General features: G+C 38.1%; 11 protein-coding genes. 6 read left to right on the top strand and 5 right to left on the bottom strand.

The window, feature by feature from the left end:
- Positions 1–158: 158 nt before the first annotated feature.
- The gene (locus tag IQ247_RS00375) at positions 159–2,378 is read right to left on the bottom strand and encodes an HAD-IIIC family phosphatase (RefSeq protein WP_228059358.1); all 2,220 of its coding nucleotides are present in this window, start codon (positions 2,376–2,378) and stop codon (positions 159–161) included.
- A 953-nt stretch (positions 2,379–3,331) separates the two neighbouring features.
- On the opposite strand from IQ247_RS00375, the gene IQ247_RS00370 reads away from it, so the two are divergent.
- Positions 3,332–4,012 (top strand): tetratricopeptide repeat protein, encoded by a 681-nt coding sequence (locus tag IQ247_RS00370; RefSeq protein WP_193915620.1) that lies wholly within the window; start codon positions 3,332–3,334, stop codon positions 4,010–4,012.
- Here the strand turns inward: IQ247_RS00370 and IQ247_RS00365 are convergent.
- Complete coding sequence (locus IQ247_RS00365) at positions 4,009–5,088, bottom strand: DUF3616 domain-containing protein (protein ID WP_193915617.1); 1,080 nt, start codon at positions 5,086–5,088, stop codon at positions 4,009–4,011. The two genes, IQ247_RS00370 and IQ247_RS00365, sit on opposite strands and share 4 nt — an antisense overlap.
- Positions 5,089–5,363: 275 nt before the next feature.
- Between IQ247_RS00365 and IQ247_RS00360 the strand changes: the two genes are divergently transcribed.
- Positions 5,364–6,773 carry a carotenoid oxygenase family protein gene (locus tag IQ247_RS00360; RefSeq protein WP_193915614.1) on the top strand — a complete coding sequence of 470 codons (1,410 nt, stop codon included), beginning with the start codon at positions 5,364–5,366 and terminating at the stop codon, positions 6,771–6,773.
- Positions 6,774–6,890: 117 nt separating this feature from the next.
- On the top strand, positions 6,891–7,739 hold the full coding sequence (locus IQ247_RS00355) for a polysaccharide deacetylase family protein (RefSeq protein WP_193915611.1): 849 nt from the start codon (positions 6,891–6,893) through the stop codon (positions 7,737–7,739).
- 125 nt (positions 7,740–7,864) lie between these two features.
- On the opposite strand, the gene IQ247_RS00350 is transcribed toward IQ247_RS00355, so the two are convergent.
- From IQ247_RS00350 to IQ247_RS00340, 3 genes are all read right to left on the bottom strand, one after another.
- Positions 7,865–8,686 (bottom strand): hypothetical protein, encoded by an 822-nt coding sequence (locus IQ247_RS00350; protein WP_193915608.1) that lies wholly within the window; start codon positions 8,684–8,686, stop codon positions 7,865–7,867.
- A gap of 249 nt (positions 8,687–8,935) precedes the next feature.
- Positions 8,936–13,546: an nSTAND1 domain-containing NTPase gene (locus IQ247_RS00345; RefSeq protein ID WP_193915605.1), complete on the bottom strand. Its 4,611-nt coding sequence runs from the start codon at positions 13,544–13,546 to the stop codon at positions 8,936–8,938.
- Positions 13,547–13,862: 316 nt separating this feature from the next.
- Positions 13,863–15,083, bottom strand: coding sequence for an FIST signal transduction protein (locus tag IQ247_RS00340; RefSeq protein WP_228059357.1), 1,221 nt, complete (start codon positions 15,081–15,083; stop codon positions 13,863–13,865).
- A gap of 352 nt (positions 15,084–15,435) precedes the next feature.
- Here IQ247_RS00340 and IQ247_RS00335 point away from each other — a divergent pair, with 352 nt between their 5' ends.
- The 3 genes from IQ247_RS00335 to IQ247_RS00325 all read left to right on the top strand — a co-directional run bounded on the left by IQ247_RS00335 (position 15,436) and on the right by IQ247_RS00325 (position 17,190).
- Positions 15,436–15,657, top strand: a complete 222-nt coding sequence (locus IQ247_RS00335; protein ID WP_193915596.1) for a Calvin cycle protein CP12 — start codon at positions 15,436–15,438, stop codon at positions 15,655–15,657.
- A gap of 471 nt (positions 15,658–16,128) precedes the next feature.
- A complete protein-coding gene (locus IQ247_RS00330) occupies positions 16,129–16,722 on the top strand; it encodes a DUF3177 family protein (RefSeq protein ID WP_228059356.1) in 594 nt (197 codons plus the stop codon).
- 168 nt (positions 16,723–16,890) lie between these two features.
- On the top strand, positions 16,891–17,190 hold the full coding sequence (locus IQ247_RS00325) for a DUF7734 family protein (RefSeq protein WP_193915593.1): 300 nt from the start codon (positions 16,891–16,893) through the stop codon (positions 17,188–17,190).
- Positions 17,191–17,225 lie beyond the last annotated feature (35 nt).

Below are 17,225 nucleotides of genomic sequence, written 5' to 3'. Positions count from 1 at the left end.
CAATAATTAATCATAAAGAAGGGAGAAATTTTTGTAGGGAAGGCAAAACGCGGTGTGTATTCTCCTCATCGTTACGAACTTAGTTATAACGCATCCTAAAAACACCATTATTTTAATATGTTAATGGTATTTATATACATTTATTCCAGTTTTATCACCTATAAAATACCTTCTTCATACTCTTCTTCATTATCATTAATAGAAGTAATATCTATATTTTTTGTTGTAGTTTGTAGAACCTCAAAACTCTCAGCTAAGCCGGTTACTGTAGGAAATTCAAATAAAAGATTTAGAGATAATTCTAGTTTAAAAGCATCCCGCAATCGAGAAATTAACTGGGTAGCAGACAAGGAATTTCCACCCAACTCAAAAAAGTTGTCATCAATCCCTACTCGGTCTATTTTTAAAATTTCAACGAACAGACTAGCGATTGCTTCCTCCACAGAAGTACGAGGAGCAACAAATTCTATTTCTAAGTTTGGACGTTGGCGTTTTTGTCGGTATAAAATTTCTTTAAGTATAATTTCAGGACTATATAATTGTTTGCCAATACGTTCCAAAACAACTATTTCCGAGTCAGCCTGTAGCTCTGAAGAATTTATAGTTTTACTTTGAAAAGAATTATTCTGCTGAAAATCTTGTGGAGATGCAGTTTCGACTTGAGTGGGATTAAAAATTAAGCCAGTCAAAGCAGTGGATGAAAATTGAAATAACCAGCCAGCATTCTTTTCCTCGTTATATTCATCCTGCTTACATTTCTCGCTAATACCTTCAAGAAATAACAAAGCAGGTTTATTTTTCTGAGTTGCTTGATATAAAATATTAACTTTACTCAATCCCCGATGTTGCGCTATTTCCCCCAAATAGGAAAGCATCCGATGCTCTACACCTCGACCAAGTACCCGACAACTAAGTAAAAAAGTATCTACATTTAGCACCTCATCATTAGATGAAAACAACAGTAAACCAACTTTACCATAATCCCCAAATCTGTCTTTAACACTAACAACTCGACATTCTAAAACACCAGAATCACAAAGTTGTTGAATCTCACCTTCTGACCGTCGAATAGTAGTAAAGTTAAACTGATTAGTACGTTGAGTTAATTGAGAAACCCTTGATAAATCTTCCAGTTTCATCTGGTTAATCTCAATTTCTAAACCTAGCCTAGCGAGAAAATCATTAAAAGTAAGTGAATCTTGATGTAAACGCTGACGCTGGACATTTTGCTGATAAAGTTCAGTCCTTTTCTTATCCTCTTTAGTTACTTGTATCTGGTCAAATGCCCAAATATGCTGGAGAAATCGAGGAATTTGCTGACATTCTTCTGGAAGTTGTAGGGTTAAAACCTGGGGACAATTAGCCTTAACTTCCCCACACTCGACCGGGTTATCATCAATAAATATAAAACTATCCAAACCTAAATTAAGTTCCGCAGCCAGGGATTGCAAATTCTCTGACTTAGGTTGCCAATTAATCCGCCAATTTACCAAATGATGCTTATTTAATAACATATCTGGATGTTGTTCAAACACCGCAAAAACATCATTTTCTTGATTCTTGCTGCACAAACAAATCAGCTTTCCTGATTCCTGCTGGTTGATAATAAATTGTTGTAACGCTTCATATGGAGGGCTAATCTTCACCCCAGTTGCACCATCTTCACCACAAACTCCACTCCATAAAGTATTATCGCAATCAAGGACAATCACTTTATAAGGTAAACTTTGCAAAGCATAGATTTTTCTTGCCAACATTGTACCCAAGGCACAAAAAAAAGATTGAGTATAAGGAATTTTTCCTTCTTCTTCCCCGTAAGGGTCATAATAATCTACAACTGGATAAGTCGCATTCAACTCTTCAGATGTCACCACATACACATTGCTGATGTTGTTTAATTCAGCTATCAACTCAGCTTGGGTATCTCGGTATAATTGCACCCGATTGCTATCTACAAGTACTTGGGGAGAAGACGGACAAATACAAACTAGATAAGGAATTTTGCAAGCTTGTGTAGCACCTTGCATAGCCAACAAGAATTCCTCTACGCTGTCCTTAAAAGTTTCCTCATCTTGGTACCAGTCCTCAAATCGTATCAGAATTATATTTACGCCTTGCTCATTCTGTGATATGATACTTTTTTGATTAAGTAACTGTTGGAATATTTGATTATAAGGGGCAAACTCAATTAAACAGGAGATTCCTATTTCTTGCATCCAAAAGTCAAGAGAATCCTTTACAGGCTCACTGGTAAAGGATGCGGCAATGGCAAGCTTCTCAATTATTTTGTCCTTTCCCGCTTGAGACATCTTTCCTAGGGAGGATTGTCCGACTTCTGGTAAGTCTTTTGCTTTATTTGTTAATCCTGTTGTCAACATTAAGAATCCTGTTCTGTATAAAGTTTTATATCGCTGAACTATCTCCGAGGTTTTCAAATAATTACATTATTATTAACTCATCTCACTATTTAGAGCCGTGAGAAGAGTTCAAGGATAGACAATGTACCTAAACGGGACACGGTACGTAAATGCGAACTTGTCCTACTTAATGACCATAGAAGCAACTTTCCTCCCATATCTAAAACTCACAGGTCTTCCCTGTTGCCTCCTTGTGAGAAGTTAAAGTCGTATTTGATTTATCTCTTAGTAATATTACCTCTTTTTATTTTTTTGTCTGTTTCCTTTAATACTAATAATTTTATATAAAAAAATTACTTGATTTTGGAGAGTGAAAAAATTGGGATTGGGTGATGCAGGATATGTTGGGATTAATGCCAAACCTTCCCAACTTATAATTTATCAACTAAAAGTAGTACTTCTGGACATTAGCTGTTATTATTATTCTCATGAAAGTATAATCAGTCCTTGATTTGGTTCCAGGCAAGCTACCCTACACCTTAACAACTATCCAAGAATTTGCATATAATTTGTCGTATAAATAACAACTCAAAGTTCAACCTTAGCTTTACTTTATAACCTGCGTTCCTGTTAAAGTTAAGTCAAAAGGCTTTATAGACATTTGAATCTCATCAAAATATCCAATATCTACAGCTTGCTCAAACCAAGTTTACTACTGCTTGATTAAACGCGAACAAGAAAAATTTGAATAGAGGGTCAAAGCAGTTGAAACAGACTTTGAATATCCTACAAATTGCACGCAGATCGAAATCACCCCCTAGAGTTTTTCTGTCAATAAATTTTAGCCAATATTTACAATAATTTGGATTACTTAACACATCACTAAGAACAGTGAAGAAGACAAACGAGGTTTAGAAATTGTCAAAATTAGCCTTGGTTTAAAACATCCTCAAACGCTACAATTAATTACTGCGATGATAAATTTTTCCCGTATCTGTGGCGAATGCGATACAGTAGATTTTCTCATACAACGCTGCCATGTCAACATGGAAATTAGTTACTTTCAAGAAATATCTGCTGTTGCTGACAGACTTAATAAAATTGGTTACTTACTATACCAACATGGAAACTATGCTTCTTCAGAAAAATTATTAAAGCAAGCGCTAAAGACTAATTGTAAAATACTCAGCAAACACCATCCTCAGACAGCCGAAAGTTTCCACAATTTAGGACTAATTTACAAATCTCAAAGACGATATGATACCGCAGAAGCTTGTTTAAAAAAAGCGCTGCAAATTCGTTCTCAAATGCTTGGAAAGCAACATCCTATCACAGCTAACAGCTTGAATAGTCTAGGTGCATTATACTGCTGCATAGGAAAATATCAACAAGCCGAACCTCTTTTTGAGCAAGCATTAGAAATCTGCCAAAACAACTTTGGAGAAATGCATCCTCACACGGCTACAACTTTAAATAATTTGGCACAAATGTACTTTTGTCAAGGGTTTACAGTCAAAGCCGAACCGATTTTTCAACAAGCATTAGATATTTGTCTTTCAGTGTTAGGGAAAGAACATCCTTATACGAAGACTGTGGAAAGCAATTTGAATCGATTGCATAATGGAGAAGATAAGATAGTTGAGGAATTTAACTAAATTTCAAAAACATCAACAAATATTTGTTTATCTCCTCGTAAACGGCGATCGCTAGGAGAATCGTAAAATATCATCAAGCTATTTTGTTCTCCCCAACAAGGATATAATGCTAAACCTTCAGCATGATCGGAACCAATGGTAAAAGGTAAGTCAAATAAAGGAAACAAGCTATCCTCGTGCTGTTGATGAATATCATCGCTGTTACTGGAATTATTGACAGCATTTTTCCAGCGAAATACCTCCATTTCTCCTTCTAAAGCCATCGTCGGTCCTGCTAAAATAATCAAATCTGAATCTTGTAAACATAATTCTCGTATTCCCAAACCATTCAAATCGAGAAAATGCTTTTTGTATTTTCTTCCTTCGTCGGTGATTTCTTCAAGCACGAGAACACCAGGTTCGGATTCTGCAATCTGTATTTCTAAAATTACAGCTAATCCCCGTAATACAGGTCCTCGTAATCCTAAAAACAACCGATTATTACTTGCTACCGCTAAACCTTCAACATCCAAACCGTTATCTTTAGAAGGTATTTTTGCCGTAATAAATGGCTGTAAATGTACGTCTTCTTTTAACACTTCAAATAACAAATTACGTTCGTCGATTTTCTGCAAACAAGCTGCGGTTTTGGTTTCTCCTTCAACAGGAACATAAGATTTAATTAATTCACCATTAATAACAGGAATTTTTGCCAAAATAAAACGATTCAAGTCAGTAGTAACAGTCGCAAGTCTTTCTAAATCAGTTATCTTATCTTTACCTTTGGGTTTCTTTCGTTTAGTGCTATGAGAACCAGTCAACCACAGATAACCATCCCTAAAATCCATACCTTCAATATCAATTTCATCGTCATCAAATAAATCTATGTAATCCTTTAACAAAAACCGTTGATGTTTACCATAAAAATGACAATCGATAGGAGAAAGACGCTCAATTCCAACCATTTCATCAGAACCAACCCACAGACTACCATCATCACTAAAAGTCCCAGCAGAAATATCGCTAATAATATCGCTAGCATTCTGCTCGAAATGCAGTAAAACGCGAGTTAATAAAAAATATTCTAGTTGTGACATAATGCTTTTTGTATTTAAGATACTTTAACAAACTTTATCATTTATAAACATCATCTCATGACTAGCTTAAAGAATTATTATGAATAATAGTAATTGAGAATATTAAATCCGTTGGCATCGGAATTATGGAATTATGTATTTGTGAACGCAGAGGCACGCAAAGGAAGCGCCGAGGTAGCTAGAGTTTTTTGATTATGCAATTGTCTCGTGAGGAATTACTTGTAAAATTTAGATAGTAATAGGGTTAAGAAACAATCTATATTTTTAATTATAATATGCAAACAATTGATAAATCCGCAAAAAAAGCTTGGGCTAAAGCTTTAGAAAAACCCGCGACGGAATTTCCCTTAACTCCATTATCAATAATTGATGGTGAAATACCCGCAAGTTTAAATGGTACCCTTTACCGCAACGGACCAGGAAGATTGGAACGTGGGGGTATTTCTGTTGGACACTGGTTTGATGGGGATGGTGCAATTCTGGCGGTGCATTTGAGAGAGAATAATGCATCAGCTGTTTACCGTTATGTACAAACCGAGGAATTTAAACAAGAAGCGAGTGCGGGTAAATTGCTTTACGGTAATTATGGGATGACAGCACCGGGAGCAATTTGGAATCAGTGGTTAAAACCGATTAAAAATGCGGCAAATACTTCGGTATTAGCGCTACCTGATAAACTTTTAGCATTGTGGGAAGGTGACAACCCCCACGCACTTGATTTAGAGAATCTCGATACTTTTGGGAAAGATGATTTAGGCGGATTGGATAATGGTTTAGCATATTCTGCACATCCGAAAGTTGATTCTCAGACAGGAGAAATTTTTAATTTTGGGATTTCACCTGGATTAAATGCAACTCTTAATATTTATAAAAGTGATGCTACAGGAAGAATTCTCAAAAAAGTAGCACATCAAATTGATGGAGTACCTTTAGTACATGATTTTGTTTTAGCAGGAGGATATTTAATCTTTTTTATTCCTCCAGTGCGGTTAAATTTATTGATGCCAGCAATAGGATTAAGTTGCTATAGTGATGCCTTAGAATGGCAACCAAGTAAAGGAACTCAAATTTTAATTATTGACCGTGATACTTTAAATATTATCAGTCGTGGTGAAACAGAATCTTGGTTTCAATGGCATTTTTCTAATGGTTATGTAGATAATAGTGGCGCAGTCATTGTTGATATCGCTAGTTATCAAGACTTTCAAACTAATCAATATCTCAAAGAAGTTGCCACAGGTGAAACTCATACTGCGGCAAAAAGTAGCTTAACGCGAGTAACTTTAAATCCGCAAACTGGTAAATTAAATAATATAGAAAGATTATTTGATAGACATTGCGAATTTCCCATCGTACCGCAGCAAAATGTCGGGAAATATTCTCGATATACCTATCTTTCTACAGTTAAGGAAGGTACATATATTAGTCAAGAGATATTAAATAGTATTGCTTGCTTTAACCATCAAACTGATACTTTGATAGAAGCAAACTTTGGTGATAATCTCTATCCTTCCGAACCAATTTACGCACAAGGTTGGATTTTAACAGTTGTCTATGATGGTAATTCTGATAGTAGTGAAGTATGGATATTTGATGCTGATTATTTAGATAAACCACCCGTTTGTAAATTGAGTTTACCCAGCGTCATTCCTCCCGGTTTTCACGGTAGTTGGAAAGATGGTTGAATAATAATGTAGAGACGTTGCATTACAACCTCTTATTTGATTTTATTGTTGCAACTGCATAAGTTGAAAACGCTGGTATCTAGTAATTCCTATGGTATTAGTGAGAAAAAAACTATCATGTCAGAACCAATTTACTCAGGTGATCCGAATAAACCTTACATTGCTCTCACTTTCGACGACGGCCCCTATGAAATAACCCGAAAACTGCTTGATGTACTCCGCAAACACGACGTTAAAGCCACTTTTTTTTGCATTGCTCCACGTATTCTAGAGCTTCCCGAAATTGTCCAGCAGACCTATAAAGAAGGTCATCTGATCGCAAACCATTCTAATGATAATCAAAGTCTTCGGACGTTGGATGATAATACAATTCTCAATAAATTACGCGATACTAACGAAGTAATTAAACAAGTAACCGGATATACCCCCAAATATTTTCGTCCCCCGATGGGTGAACCTCCTTTTGGGGATAACAGAGGTGACGATCGCAACCGAGTAACTAAATTAGCAGAAACTCTTGGACTCACTCATATTCACTGGTCAGATGGTGGTGATACGAAAGATTGGGAAAGTCCTGGAGTAGGCTCAATTGTTGAAAGTTTGCTATCTGCTAAAAATGGTTCGATTATTCTGTGTCACGATTTACCTGGGGAGGGGAACAAACCACGGGGAGAGGATACAGTCAAAGCAGTTGATATTGCTATTCCCCAACTAAAACAACGAGGGCTGAGTTTTGTCACTATTGAACAACTCCTATCGTCTACAACACAACCTCCTCAGCGAAAATGTCCGCCAAATTCTCAAATTTACGAAGTACAATCTGGTGATGATTTATCAAAAATAGCCGAAAAATTTTATGGAGATGGCAGCGAACAATCGTGGAGGAAAATTTATGAAGCGAATAAAGATTTAATTAGCGTACCTGAACAAATTGAACCGGGATGGAAGCTTTGTATTCCTCAATAAATGATTTAGGTAACTGTAGAAATTTAAATTCCCCCATCTTAGAAGTCCGAGTAAAGTGGGGGTAAAACGAAGATGTCGGAACTGGTGAATACAAAATTATTGCACTTTCGCCAGTTTCACTAAGTTTAAGGGATAATCTCTTTGAGGGTAAAATCAACCCAAATCACTCCCACATCTCGATTGCTGGATTTTTGAGCCAAGTCTTGACCTATTTTTTGCGGAATTGGTTGAGGTAGCTGCTCCCACCAGGGTTTATCGCTTTTGTAACCAATCTGGAACATTACCGAGTTTGTACCAAAGTAATCGGCAAAATCTATCATTTCATTCAAAAATTCTTCGTAACTGGAGAATTTCTGAGTATCATCAATAAAGATAATATCGCCCCGGTAAGTAGGGGGTAGTTGAAATTTATCATAGTGCTTGAGAAAAAGTTGATAGCTATGATTGTATGATTTTACTTTCTCTTCCCAAACTTTCGCCAGTTCGTCTGTGACTGGTTCATTTTTACAGCCATCGCATTTGCTCCGATACCACTCTACATCAACACCAAACCCGATGATACTTGGATGATGTCCATACTGTTGGAAGGTTGCGTCAATTAGAAGCCCAATATCAGCAAAGCCCGATTCAACTTGTAAAAAAACTTGAATTCCCTGGCTATCAAAATAACTAAAATAGTTTTCGTACTTATCTTCCTCTGAAAAACGAATTTTTCCATTATCATCATCATACTTGCCAGCAGGATTTGGGAAACCCATTTTCATACCGCTATTTGTATCATCGAAAATAATTTCTCCAATTCCCCAGACAGCTACTGGAGTGGAACCGGAGAAGTATCCAGTCATAGTTTTCATAGCTTTATCCCAATATTCTGGTTGAGGAAACGGCTCAATCCCGTAGGGGGATGAACGTACACCTGTCCACTTAATATTTGAAACACTAGACATTTTTCTCTTCTCCAAGTGCAGTAAATCAAATTACATCAGATAAATAGTTGCAAACTCTTTGTTCTTATGCACTTTAATCAATTTGAGCATTCAATTAACGTTAGTTCGATCTGGACTTCTCCAGAACTGTTCCTACAAGAAAGAAGTTGGCAAACTTTGATTTTTTGTGGGTTTAGAAGTCGGGTTTTTATCAAGATTGTCTGGTACTGCGGAAAAACCCGACTTCTGCGATCGCTGTCGAATTCACGTTCAATTACACAGATAGCGATCGCTCTGACTAACCCCAGAATTGTTCTTCAGATAATCACCAGCCCAATCACAACCTAACTTAAGTAGCTCATCTACACTTAAATCTTGCTGAATATTCCACAAAATCACGCTTTTGTCGCGACTCCCTGAGAGAAGCGTCTTACCATCGCGGCTAAAACTGATACTTGAAACTTCATCCTTATGCAAATCCAGGTTTTTTTGCAAAGTACCATCTTGCTTCCAAAGTTTTACTGTTCCATTCTCACTAGCTGTGGCAATCGTATTACCTTGAGGGTTAAAAATGACTTTTTTGACTTTACTACCTTTACCCTCAACTAGTATAGTTTTTTGCAAAATACCGTTTCGCTTCCAGAGTTTAACTGTTCCGTCTTCACTTGCTGTGGCAATTATTTTACTATCGGGACTAATTGCAACTCCGTAAACTTCCCCATCATGTACATTTATGTTGTTTACCAAAGTACCATCTGGCTTCCATAATTTCACTGTACCGTCTTTACTAGCTGAAGCAATCAGTTGTTGGTCATCACTGAAACTTACATCCCAAACCCGACTACTATGACCTCGGAGAGTGTTCTGTGATATAATCTTCTTCAGCGTGCCGTCAAGTTCCCACAGTTTCACGGTTGCATCGTCACCCGCAGCTATAATCATTTTGCCATCTGGACTAAAAGCAACTGTGCGAAACGCATCATGTTTATTAACTTCATTTAAATCTTGAAGCCATGTACCATCTTGCTTCCAAAGCTTCACCATTCCTTCCCCACCAGCAGAGGCAATTATTTGACTGTCGGGGCTAAAAGTAACTGCAAAAACCCGATCGCTATGTCCTTCGAGTATTTTCAATAAATTTCCATGTTTATCCCACAGTTTGACTTTCTTGTCCCCATCTGCTGTAGCAATGAATGTACCGTCTGGACTGATGGAAACTCCGTAAACAGAACTGCTAAATCCAGAGAGAGTTTTTAGTGATGTGCCATCAAGTTTCCAGAGTTTAACCGTTTTATCTTCACTAGCGGAAGCAATTATATTACCTTGAGGGCTGAAAGCAACACCGTGAACTTCACCATTATGTCCGAAAAAGGTGTGTAATAAAATACCGTTTGGGTTCCAAATTTTTACGGTTGCGTCATCACTGACTGAGGCAATGATTTTACTATCGGGGCTAAAAGCCACTCCTCTAACCGCAGCACTATGTCCTTCAAATGTTTTGAGCAATTTACCGTCGCTGACTCGCCAAAGTTTTACAGTTTTGTCGTCAGCAGATGTAGCAATGATTTTGCCATCGGGGCTGAAAGCTACTTTGTAAACCTCACCTTTTTCCTTATTTACTTCTAAGATTCTTTGCAAGCTGCCATCAAGTTTCCAAAGTTGAACTGTCCCATCCCAACCTCCGGAGGCAATCATTTTGCCATCGGGGCTGAAAGCTATTGTCGTCTGTTGACGAAAATCTCCATCTGGAATTATGGTTTTTAGCAATGTGCCATCAAACTTCCAGATTTTAACTGTTCCATCCCAACTTGCTGATGCAATCAACTTACCGTTGGGACTGATAGTAACTCCTTTAACCGCATCTTTGTGACCTGGGATTGTTTTAAATAATGTACCGTCTTGCTTCCAGAGTTTGATAGTCTTATCCTCACCACCTGATGCAATTATTTGACCATCGTGACTAAAAGCAACTGCATAAACCTGAGCATCATGCCCTTCGAGTGTTTTCAATAGCTTGCCATCTGGGTACCAAAGTTTGACAGTGTTATCCTGGCTTGCAGTGGCAATTATGGTACCTTGAGGACTGATTGCAACTGCGTCAACTGAACCCTTATGACCTAACAAACGGTTGTACTCTTTAATGTTGTAAAGCATATTTTGTAGCGCTTTGACAACCGTTGTCTGCGTATCTGCTTCTACCCAAGATAATTTCAATCGTTTGCATTGTTGCCCTGCCCTTATTGCTGCTGTCAGTCCCTGCAACTGTTGATTTGAGCTTAAATACGCTTGGGAAGATGCACTCAGAGCCTTAATCTCATTATTTACTGAATTCTGCCATTGCCACCAAGCCACTCCAGCCAAACTCGACGCCAACAGTAAACCAATAGACAATCCCCAAATCGTTAATTTTCGCCTGTTCTTTTGGATTTTAATTGTGCGATCGCGCAGTTCCACACTCAACCCAATAAAACTCCTCTCCACAGCACTCAATTCTACAAAGCGTTTACTCTGCCAATCTTGTGCTTCTACAAGTGGCTTTCCTCTTAAGAGCGCTCCTTCATCACAACCACTACTCTCCCAATTACGCATTGCTGAACGCAACTGTTCTTGCCAATGACGAAAATCCCTGTCTAATTGCATCCACAAATTGAGTTGCAGCCAATTTTTAATTAGCGCTTCATGGACAATTTCCACGGTTTCCCAGCCAGTTTTCTCATCTCTTCCTGTGACTACTAAACGAGCATTCCCTAAGCGAGTTACCAAATCCCAATTTTCTTCACCCACTTCTTTGCGAGTAGCAACACGACGGGTATCTTCTGTCCCTTGTCCTGGATATACTAATTGAATAAAAATCCGCTGCGCTCTTTCTTTTTCCTCAAAATTGAGTTGATTATATACTTGATCGGCATAACGAGCTAATGCTGCTTCTACTCCGCCAATTTCATCGTAAGCAGCATGAGTTAACTGGGCCGAAAGCTGTTTTTCCCACAGTTGAGTCAAAGCAAACTCCAGTAAGGGTAAATATCCTGGTTCGGTACTTACCGCAGAAATAATACGTTCTGTTAATCCCTCTTCAATTCTTACCCCCAACAACTTAGCAGGCTTTTCTACCACCGCTTGCAGTTCTTCGTCCGTCATCGGAGCCAGTTTTAAGTCTGCATATTGCAAAGCATCAGCGAAAGGACGATAAGACAAAGCAAGTCCTAAAAAGTCTGCCCTGAGAGTGATGACAAAACTAAAATTAGGACAATGATTAATTACTTCTAGTAATCTATCCAAGAAGGCTTTACGTTCTTGTGAGTTTCGACAAAGAGTATAAAGTTCTTCAAATTGGTCTGCGACTAACAATAAACGTTGTTGAGGACTTTCAAATAGAATATCATCCACCACATCGAGTAGGTAATTTTGGCAGTTTTGCAAGTTCGTGGCAAGATTTCTAATTTCCTGCAATCGTTGAGTGCGATGATGATTGTCAGCTTGTTTGTGTGAAATAATCGCAGTTGCAAGATTAAACAAAGGTCTTGAACCCGGACGAAAATCAAGAATATGCCATTCTCCAGTATCCCGCAGATGCTTGACCAAACCAGCAAACACCACACTAGATTTACCACTACCACTAGAACCAATCACCGCAACCAAAGGTTGATTTCGTACTGCATTTAGCAACATCTGGGTGAAGGTTTCCCGTCCAAAAAAGAACTGTGCATCAACTTCGCGAAAACTGAACAAACCGCGATATGGACTAATTTTACTAGGACGACGACCTAAATCCAACCAATTTAATGGATTTGTACTGGGATTTTGACAAATTACAGGCAACCAAGAAGCAGCAGGAAATTCATTTTCTAATCCTTGTAGTTTTCTGCGTGCAAGTTTTACTGCTAAATATAAAGAAAATTTTTCAATCGCAAAAAATTCGAGAAAATACTCAAAAAACTTTTGAGCAACCAGATTTGGTACTGGTTCCCGCATCACAATAACTGTAGGGATATGCAATAGAAGTAATTGATCTGCCAATCCCAAACCATCACAGGAATTAAATATTGCTAATTTTAAACCTTTTTCAATTGCTTGTTTAAGGGCTTCTTCTAACTGTTCAATAGTTAAACTATTGTTGTTATCCTTATCATTAATATAAATTCGCCCGGTTTTTCCTTCAGTTTGACTATGACCTGCAAAAAAGAGAATATCCCAACCTTGAGAATCCCAAAGATAGTTATTAAATATAGTCCGTGAAGGTTGAACAAGAAACTCAACTTCTGCATCTTTTAAGCTTTCTAAAAATCTGGTTTCTGCTTCCAAATTAATACCTTGACTATTCCCTAAAACTGCTAAGATTCTCACTTTTTGTCTGGGGAATTTTGACTGTTTTGAGTTTGCGATCCGTTGATATTCCAGTTGAGAAAGAGCAATTGCCGAATCAGGATAATCATCAACAAAATCCCAGCAATGCCAAGGTAATCGTCGTAGTAATATATTATTAGTTTCAATAATTACTTGTATTTCTTCTGTTGAGTTTAATGCCGATCGCAGTTTCCGATCAATGTTGAGAAAGTCTACAGATTTTAGCCAATCATTTAGAGATATTTCTAATTTTTGACTTAACTGATTAAAATCGGTATCCGAAACATTAGTAATACCAGCGGCATCAATTTCTATTTCGTCATCTTCATCCATTGAACGTGAAGGCAGACGATTACACAAGGTTTGATAACCCATCTGCCAATTTTGATACAGTATAATTATTTCTGTTGCTGGAGGTAAGGAAGCTACAAATTTTTCTGGAAGAGGATTACCTACTTCCCATAATTGAGCAGTTACTTGCTTAAATCCTTGTTCCAAGTCACCATATCCCAGATTGATGACAACTAATTTACTCATGTAAATGCTTACCTATTAAAAGCAAAAAGATGATGTAGAAACTTACGCACAATAATGGCTCTTTAATGTAAATCTACCATCGGATTATTGTTATTTCTGATGATTGATTAAGCTCCATCTGCGATAATACAGAACAAAAGGCATATTCTTCTGAAGGGCAGACAAGCAAGACACTCAACAGGAAAAATTTTTTCATCGTCATGAATGTCAGAGTTTTTCTCACTACTCACTACTGCCTACTCACTTACAAGTCAGAAGCGGGAAAAGCCAGATTTAACTTTGGTTATCGAACGTTGATATTTACTAATGACTCATTTCATCGTCTTTCCCCAACTCTATTCCCGATTTCTCTACATATCGCAAAAACCGAGGTGTAACCGTGGAGAAAAGTACTAGCACCAACTGGACCGATTTCACCTCCACAGAAAAATCCTCCCACGGGTATATCTTTGATATAACGCCGAAATAATGTAGAATCAAAATTAGGCTTTCGATAAAGTCCTTGACCTCTACCCAAACAGGAAAACATTAAAGCACCCACAGGTGATGGATCTGAAATTTTTTCTTCTCGATATCTTTTGAGCAAAAATTCTAAATCTTGAGCGGAAGTTTGAGCGTCACGCAGGTGAAATTGTAGTCTTTGTCCGGGACGCAGGTAATCACCAACGGCGATCGCACCAGTTGTTGGATCTACTCCCAAAATATTACGAATTAAAAAGTCTCCTGGATGTAAATCTTGTTTAAATTCGTCCATCGCTACACCCACGAACAAAGAGTTTTGAGCGAGGATTTTTTCTTCTTCACTTAAACTCGCAATCAAATCGCGCAACAAAATTAATGGCACTTGTTCGTCAAGTTCTAAAATTATGTTGCGATCGCACTGGCTAATTTGGTAGGGAATACCAATTGGACGACAACCTTGAGCGACAATTGGATCTAATTTAATGTTGCCAGCTAAAGCTACTCCTACGGTACCCTGATGATAAAGTTTATTGTTGCAAAATAAGGCGATATTATTTCCCATTCCACCACCGCTTGCTTGTCCTCCGACGGTGACAGAACCAGGATAAGCAAAGTCTAAACCTTTTAACAAGTCATTGATACCACTTGCGAAGTTGCTTGAAAGCAAAATAAATTGAGGTGTAGGGTTTGGTGGTAAACCGATTAAATCTATCCAAGCATCGGGCGAACTGTCTAAATCCGGCAACTCTTCAGCAATAATATGAAACGGACGAATGTTTACCGATGGTAAACAGGCTAAAGTGAGCGATAAACCCGCTTGTGCTTCCAATTCTTGAGCTTGTCCCCAACCGTTTGTACCCACAATACCATCTCCACTACAGCCAATTAATACGGGTACGTTTAGTTGCTGTGCAAGTAAAGGCAAAAGTCGCGAATACTCACTTGTAAAAGCAGACGAGATGAACACTAGTCCTAAATTTGGTTTTGCCGATAATTTGATTAAAGCTTCTTCTACAACTTCAGAAATTGCTGCTTCCAGAGAAGGGCGGGTTGACAAGACGTTTATCCACTGCATTTTATCTACCATGAGTTTAAAAATTGTTATATTTTGATGCTTTGAGGAATCATACTTTTTATTTTTATTTCTCTTCTATGCCCAGGAACCTTAACTGCATCTTACAATAATTGACTGTTTCGGTGGATTTATTCGGAAACTGGGTATGAAAACTTTGCAAAAATCTTCAAAATCTTAAAAGTTTAAGTTGGAGGCACCATACATCAGAATATTCGCGGTATTTTGATAGTGCCGCTTGACTACATCGCCTTTACTGACGCGCAAAGGTAGGTAAAATGATTAATACCGTCAAACTGTCTTTGCCAAACTTTTTCTATACTTGTATTAAGAACCGTCTAACACAATAAAAGCCATGAGCGATATCAAAGATAAAATCCAAGAAGAACTCCAAGAAGCTCGCGCTGTTTGCGATACTTCAGGAAGCAACTCCGCAGAGTGCGCTGCTGCTTGGGATGCAGTAGAAGAATTACAAGCAGAAGCTTCTCATCAGCGTCAATCTAAGCCCAAAAACTCCTTAGAGAAGTACTGTGATGAAAACCCTGAAGCTGATGAGTGCAGAGTTTACGACGACTAAAAATTAAGTTCGTCATTGATGTATATTTCTTTTCCCACCCAAGCAACCAGATTCGCCCTCATGCTTTAGATAATCGTTTTTAAACTCACAAAAGTTTGAAATCTCATTGCGATCGCAATTTTATCCCCCATAAATCAGCATGAGGAGCGCAAGGGTACTATTTCCTCTCAAAACAACCCAAAGGAATTAGCAACTTGGGATAGTCAGCGGTACACCGCCGTTGTAGGGCGGTGCCTGCGCTGACGGGCTAGTTTTTTAGCTCTCCCTGAACTTGGCACGAATCAAGCTTTTCATTGTGTAGCAGATTCATTTTGTTACAGACAAACTCGACTGTGAAACCAAATAACCCACAGATGACAATTGCCGGATCAAAATCATCAATTGCTCAAAATACTCACAATATTTTAGATACTTTACTTTTAAATATTGGCTTTCTTGGTTAAAGTCTTAAATTGTATACAGTGAATAATTATGAATGATGTTTGGTTTCGCCCGTTAGTTTGGATGGACTACCGTTTGGCGGTTTTATTTACGGTGTTGATTCCTTTAGTTTTACTTATTTGGGCATTCGTTGAAAAAGCTGAAGCAATGCAACGTCTATTGACTATTTATTGGCGAGTCTCAAGTTTACTTGCAATTACAGTTTATTTGATGATTGGTGGTTTTGGGGTCAGCTTTCTTTCATCTTTAATGGCGCGTATCTTGATCCCACTTGCATTATGGTTCTGGATAGACTTGAATGATGAAATTCAGTACGGTTCCGAGGGAGCATTAAAATTTGTTTTTACCTCTTGGCGTTGGGCTACAAGCATTTATTGTATTTTAGGAGCGCTTGCAACCATTCCATTCCTAGGTTGTGCTTTTTCCGAAACGGTTCTCCAGTCTTCTTACTGCAAAGTTTGGCTGGAAGCACCATTATTATTCAAAGAGTATTTCCATCCCAACACCAATACCGGATTATTAGGCTTTCTAGGTATTATTGGCTTAGTTTTCTACGTTCTTTGCTTGATTTATTTCGTAGCCGTCAAGCTCGGCAAGCAAGGACGTTCTGCTGCACCGCAGTAGAAGAGATGGGGAGATGGGGAAACAGTTGACAGTTGACAGTTGACAGTGCCTCTCTCGAAAAGCTATCAACCACTAACTCCTAACTCCTCACTCCTCACTCCTCACTCCTCACTCCTAACTCCTCACTCCTAACTCCTCACTCCTAACTCCTAACTCCTCACAATTCCCATGAACAATCCAATTAATAAACGACTTGAACAATACACGACTAAACGTCCTCAAGAAGTCTTACTTGTAACGGTGGAAATAAACGGTGAACGAGACGAAGTTGCTATTTTTAAAGGCTTTTCTAGTTCTTTAATGCGTCCAACTGCTTTCGATCCCGATGTTCCCGTCATACCCCAACAGGCAAATATTATTAGTATCGACCGTTTAAAAAGTCCTTATAATCCAGACTCACCTCAATATATCGAACAAGGACTTTCCATAGAAAAGATGCAAAGCTTACTCGCACAAGTCAATGTGTAAAAAATTTAAAATTCTTTAGGTAAATTGAAAATTTC

This window comes from Plectonema cf. radiosum LEGE 06105, from assembly GCF_015207665.1.
Classification (GTDB): Bacteria; Cyanobacteriota; Cyanobacteriia; order Cyanobacteriales; family Nostocaceae; genus Rivularia; species Rivularia radiosa_A.
This window is presented reverse-complemented; position numbering and strand designations above follow the sequence as displayed.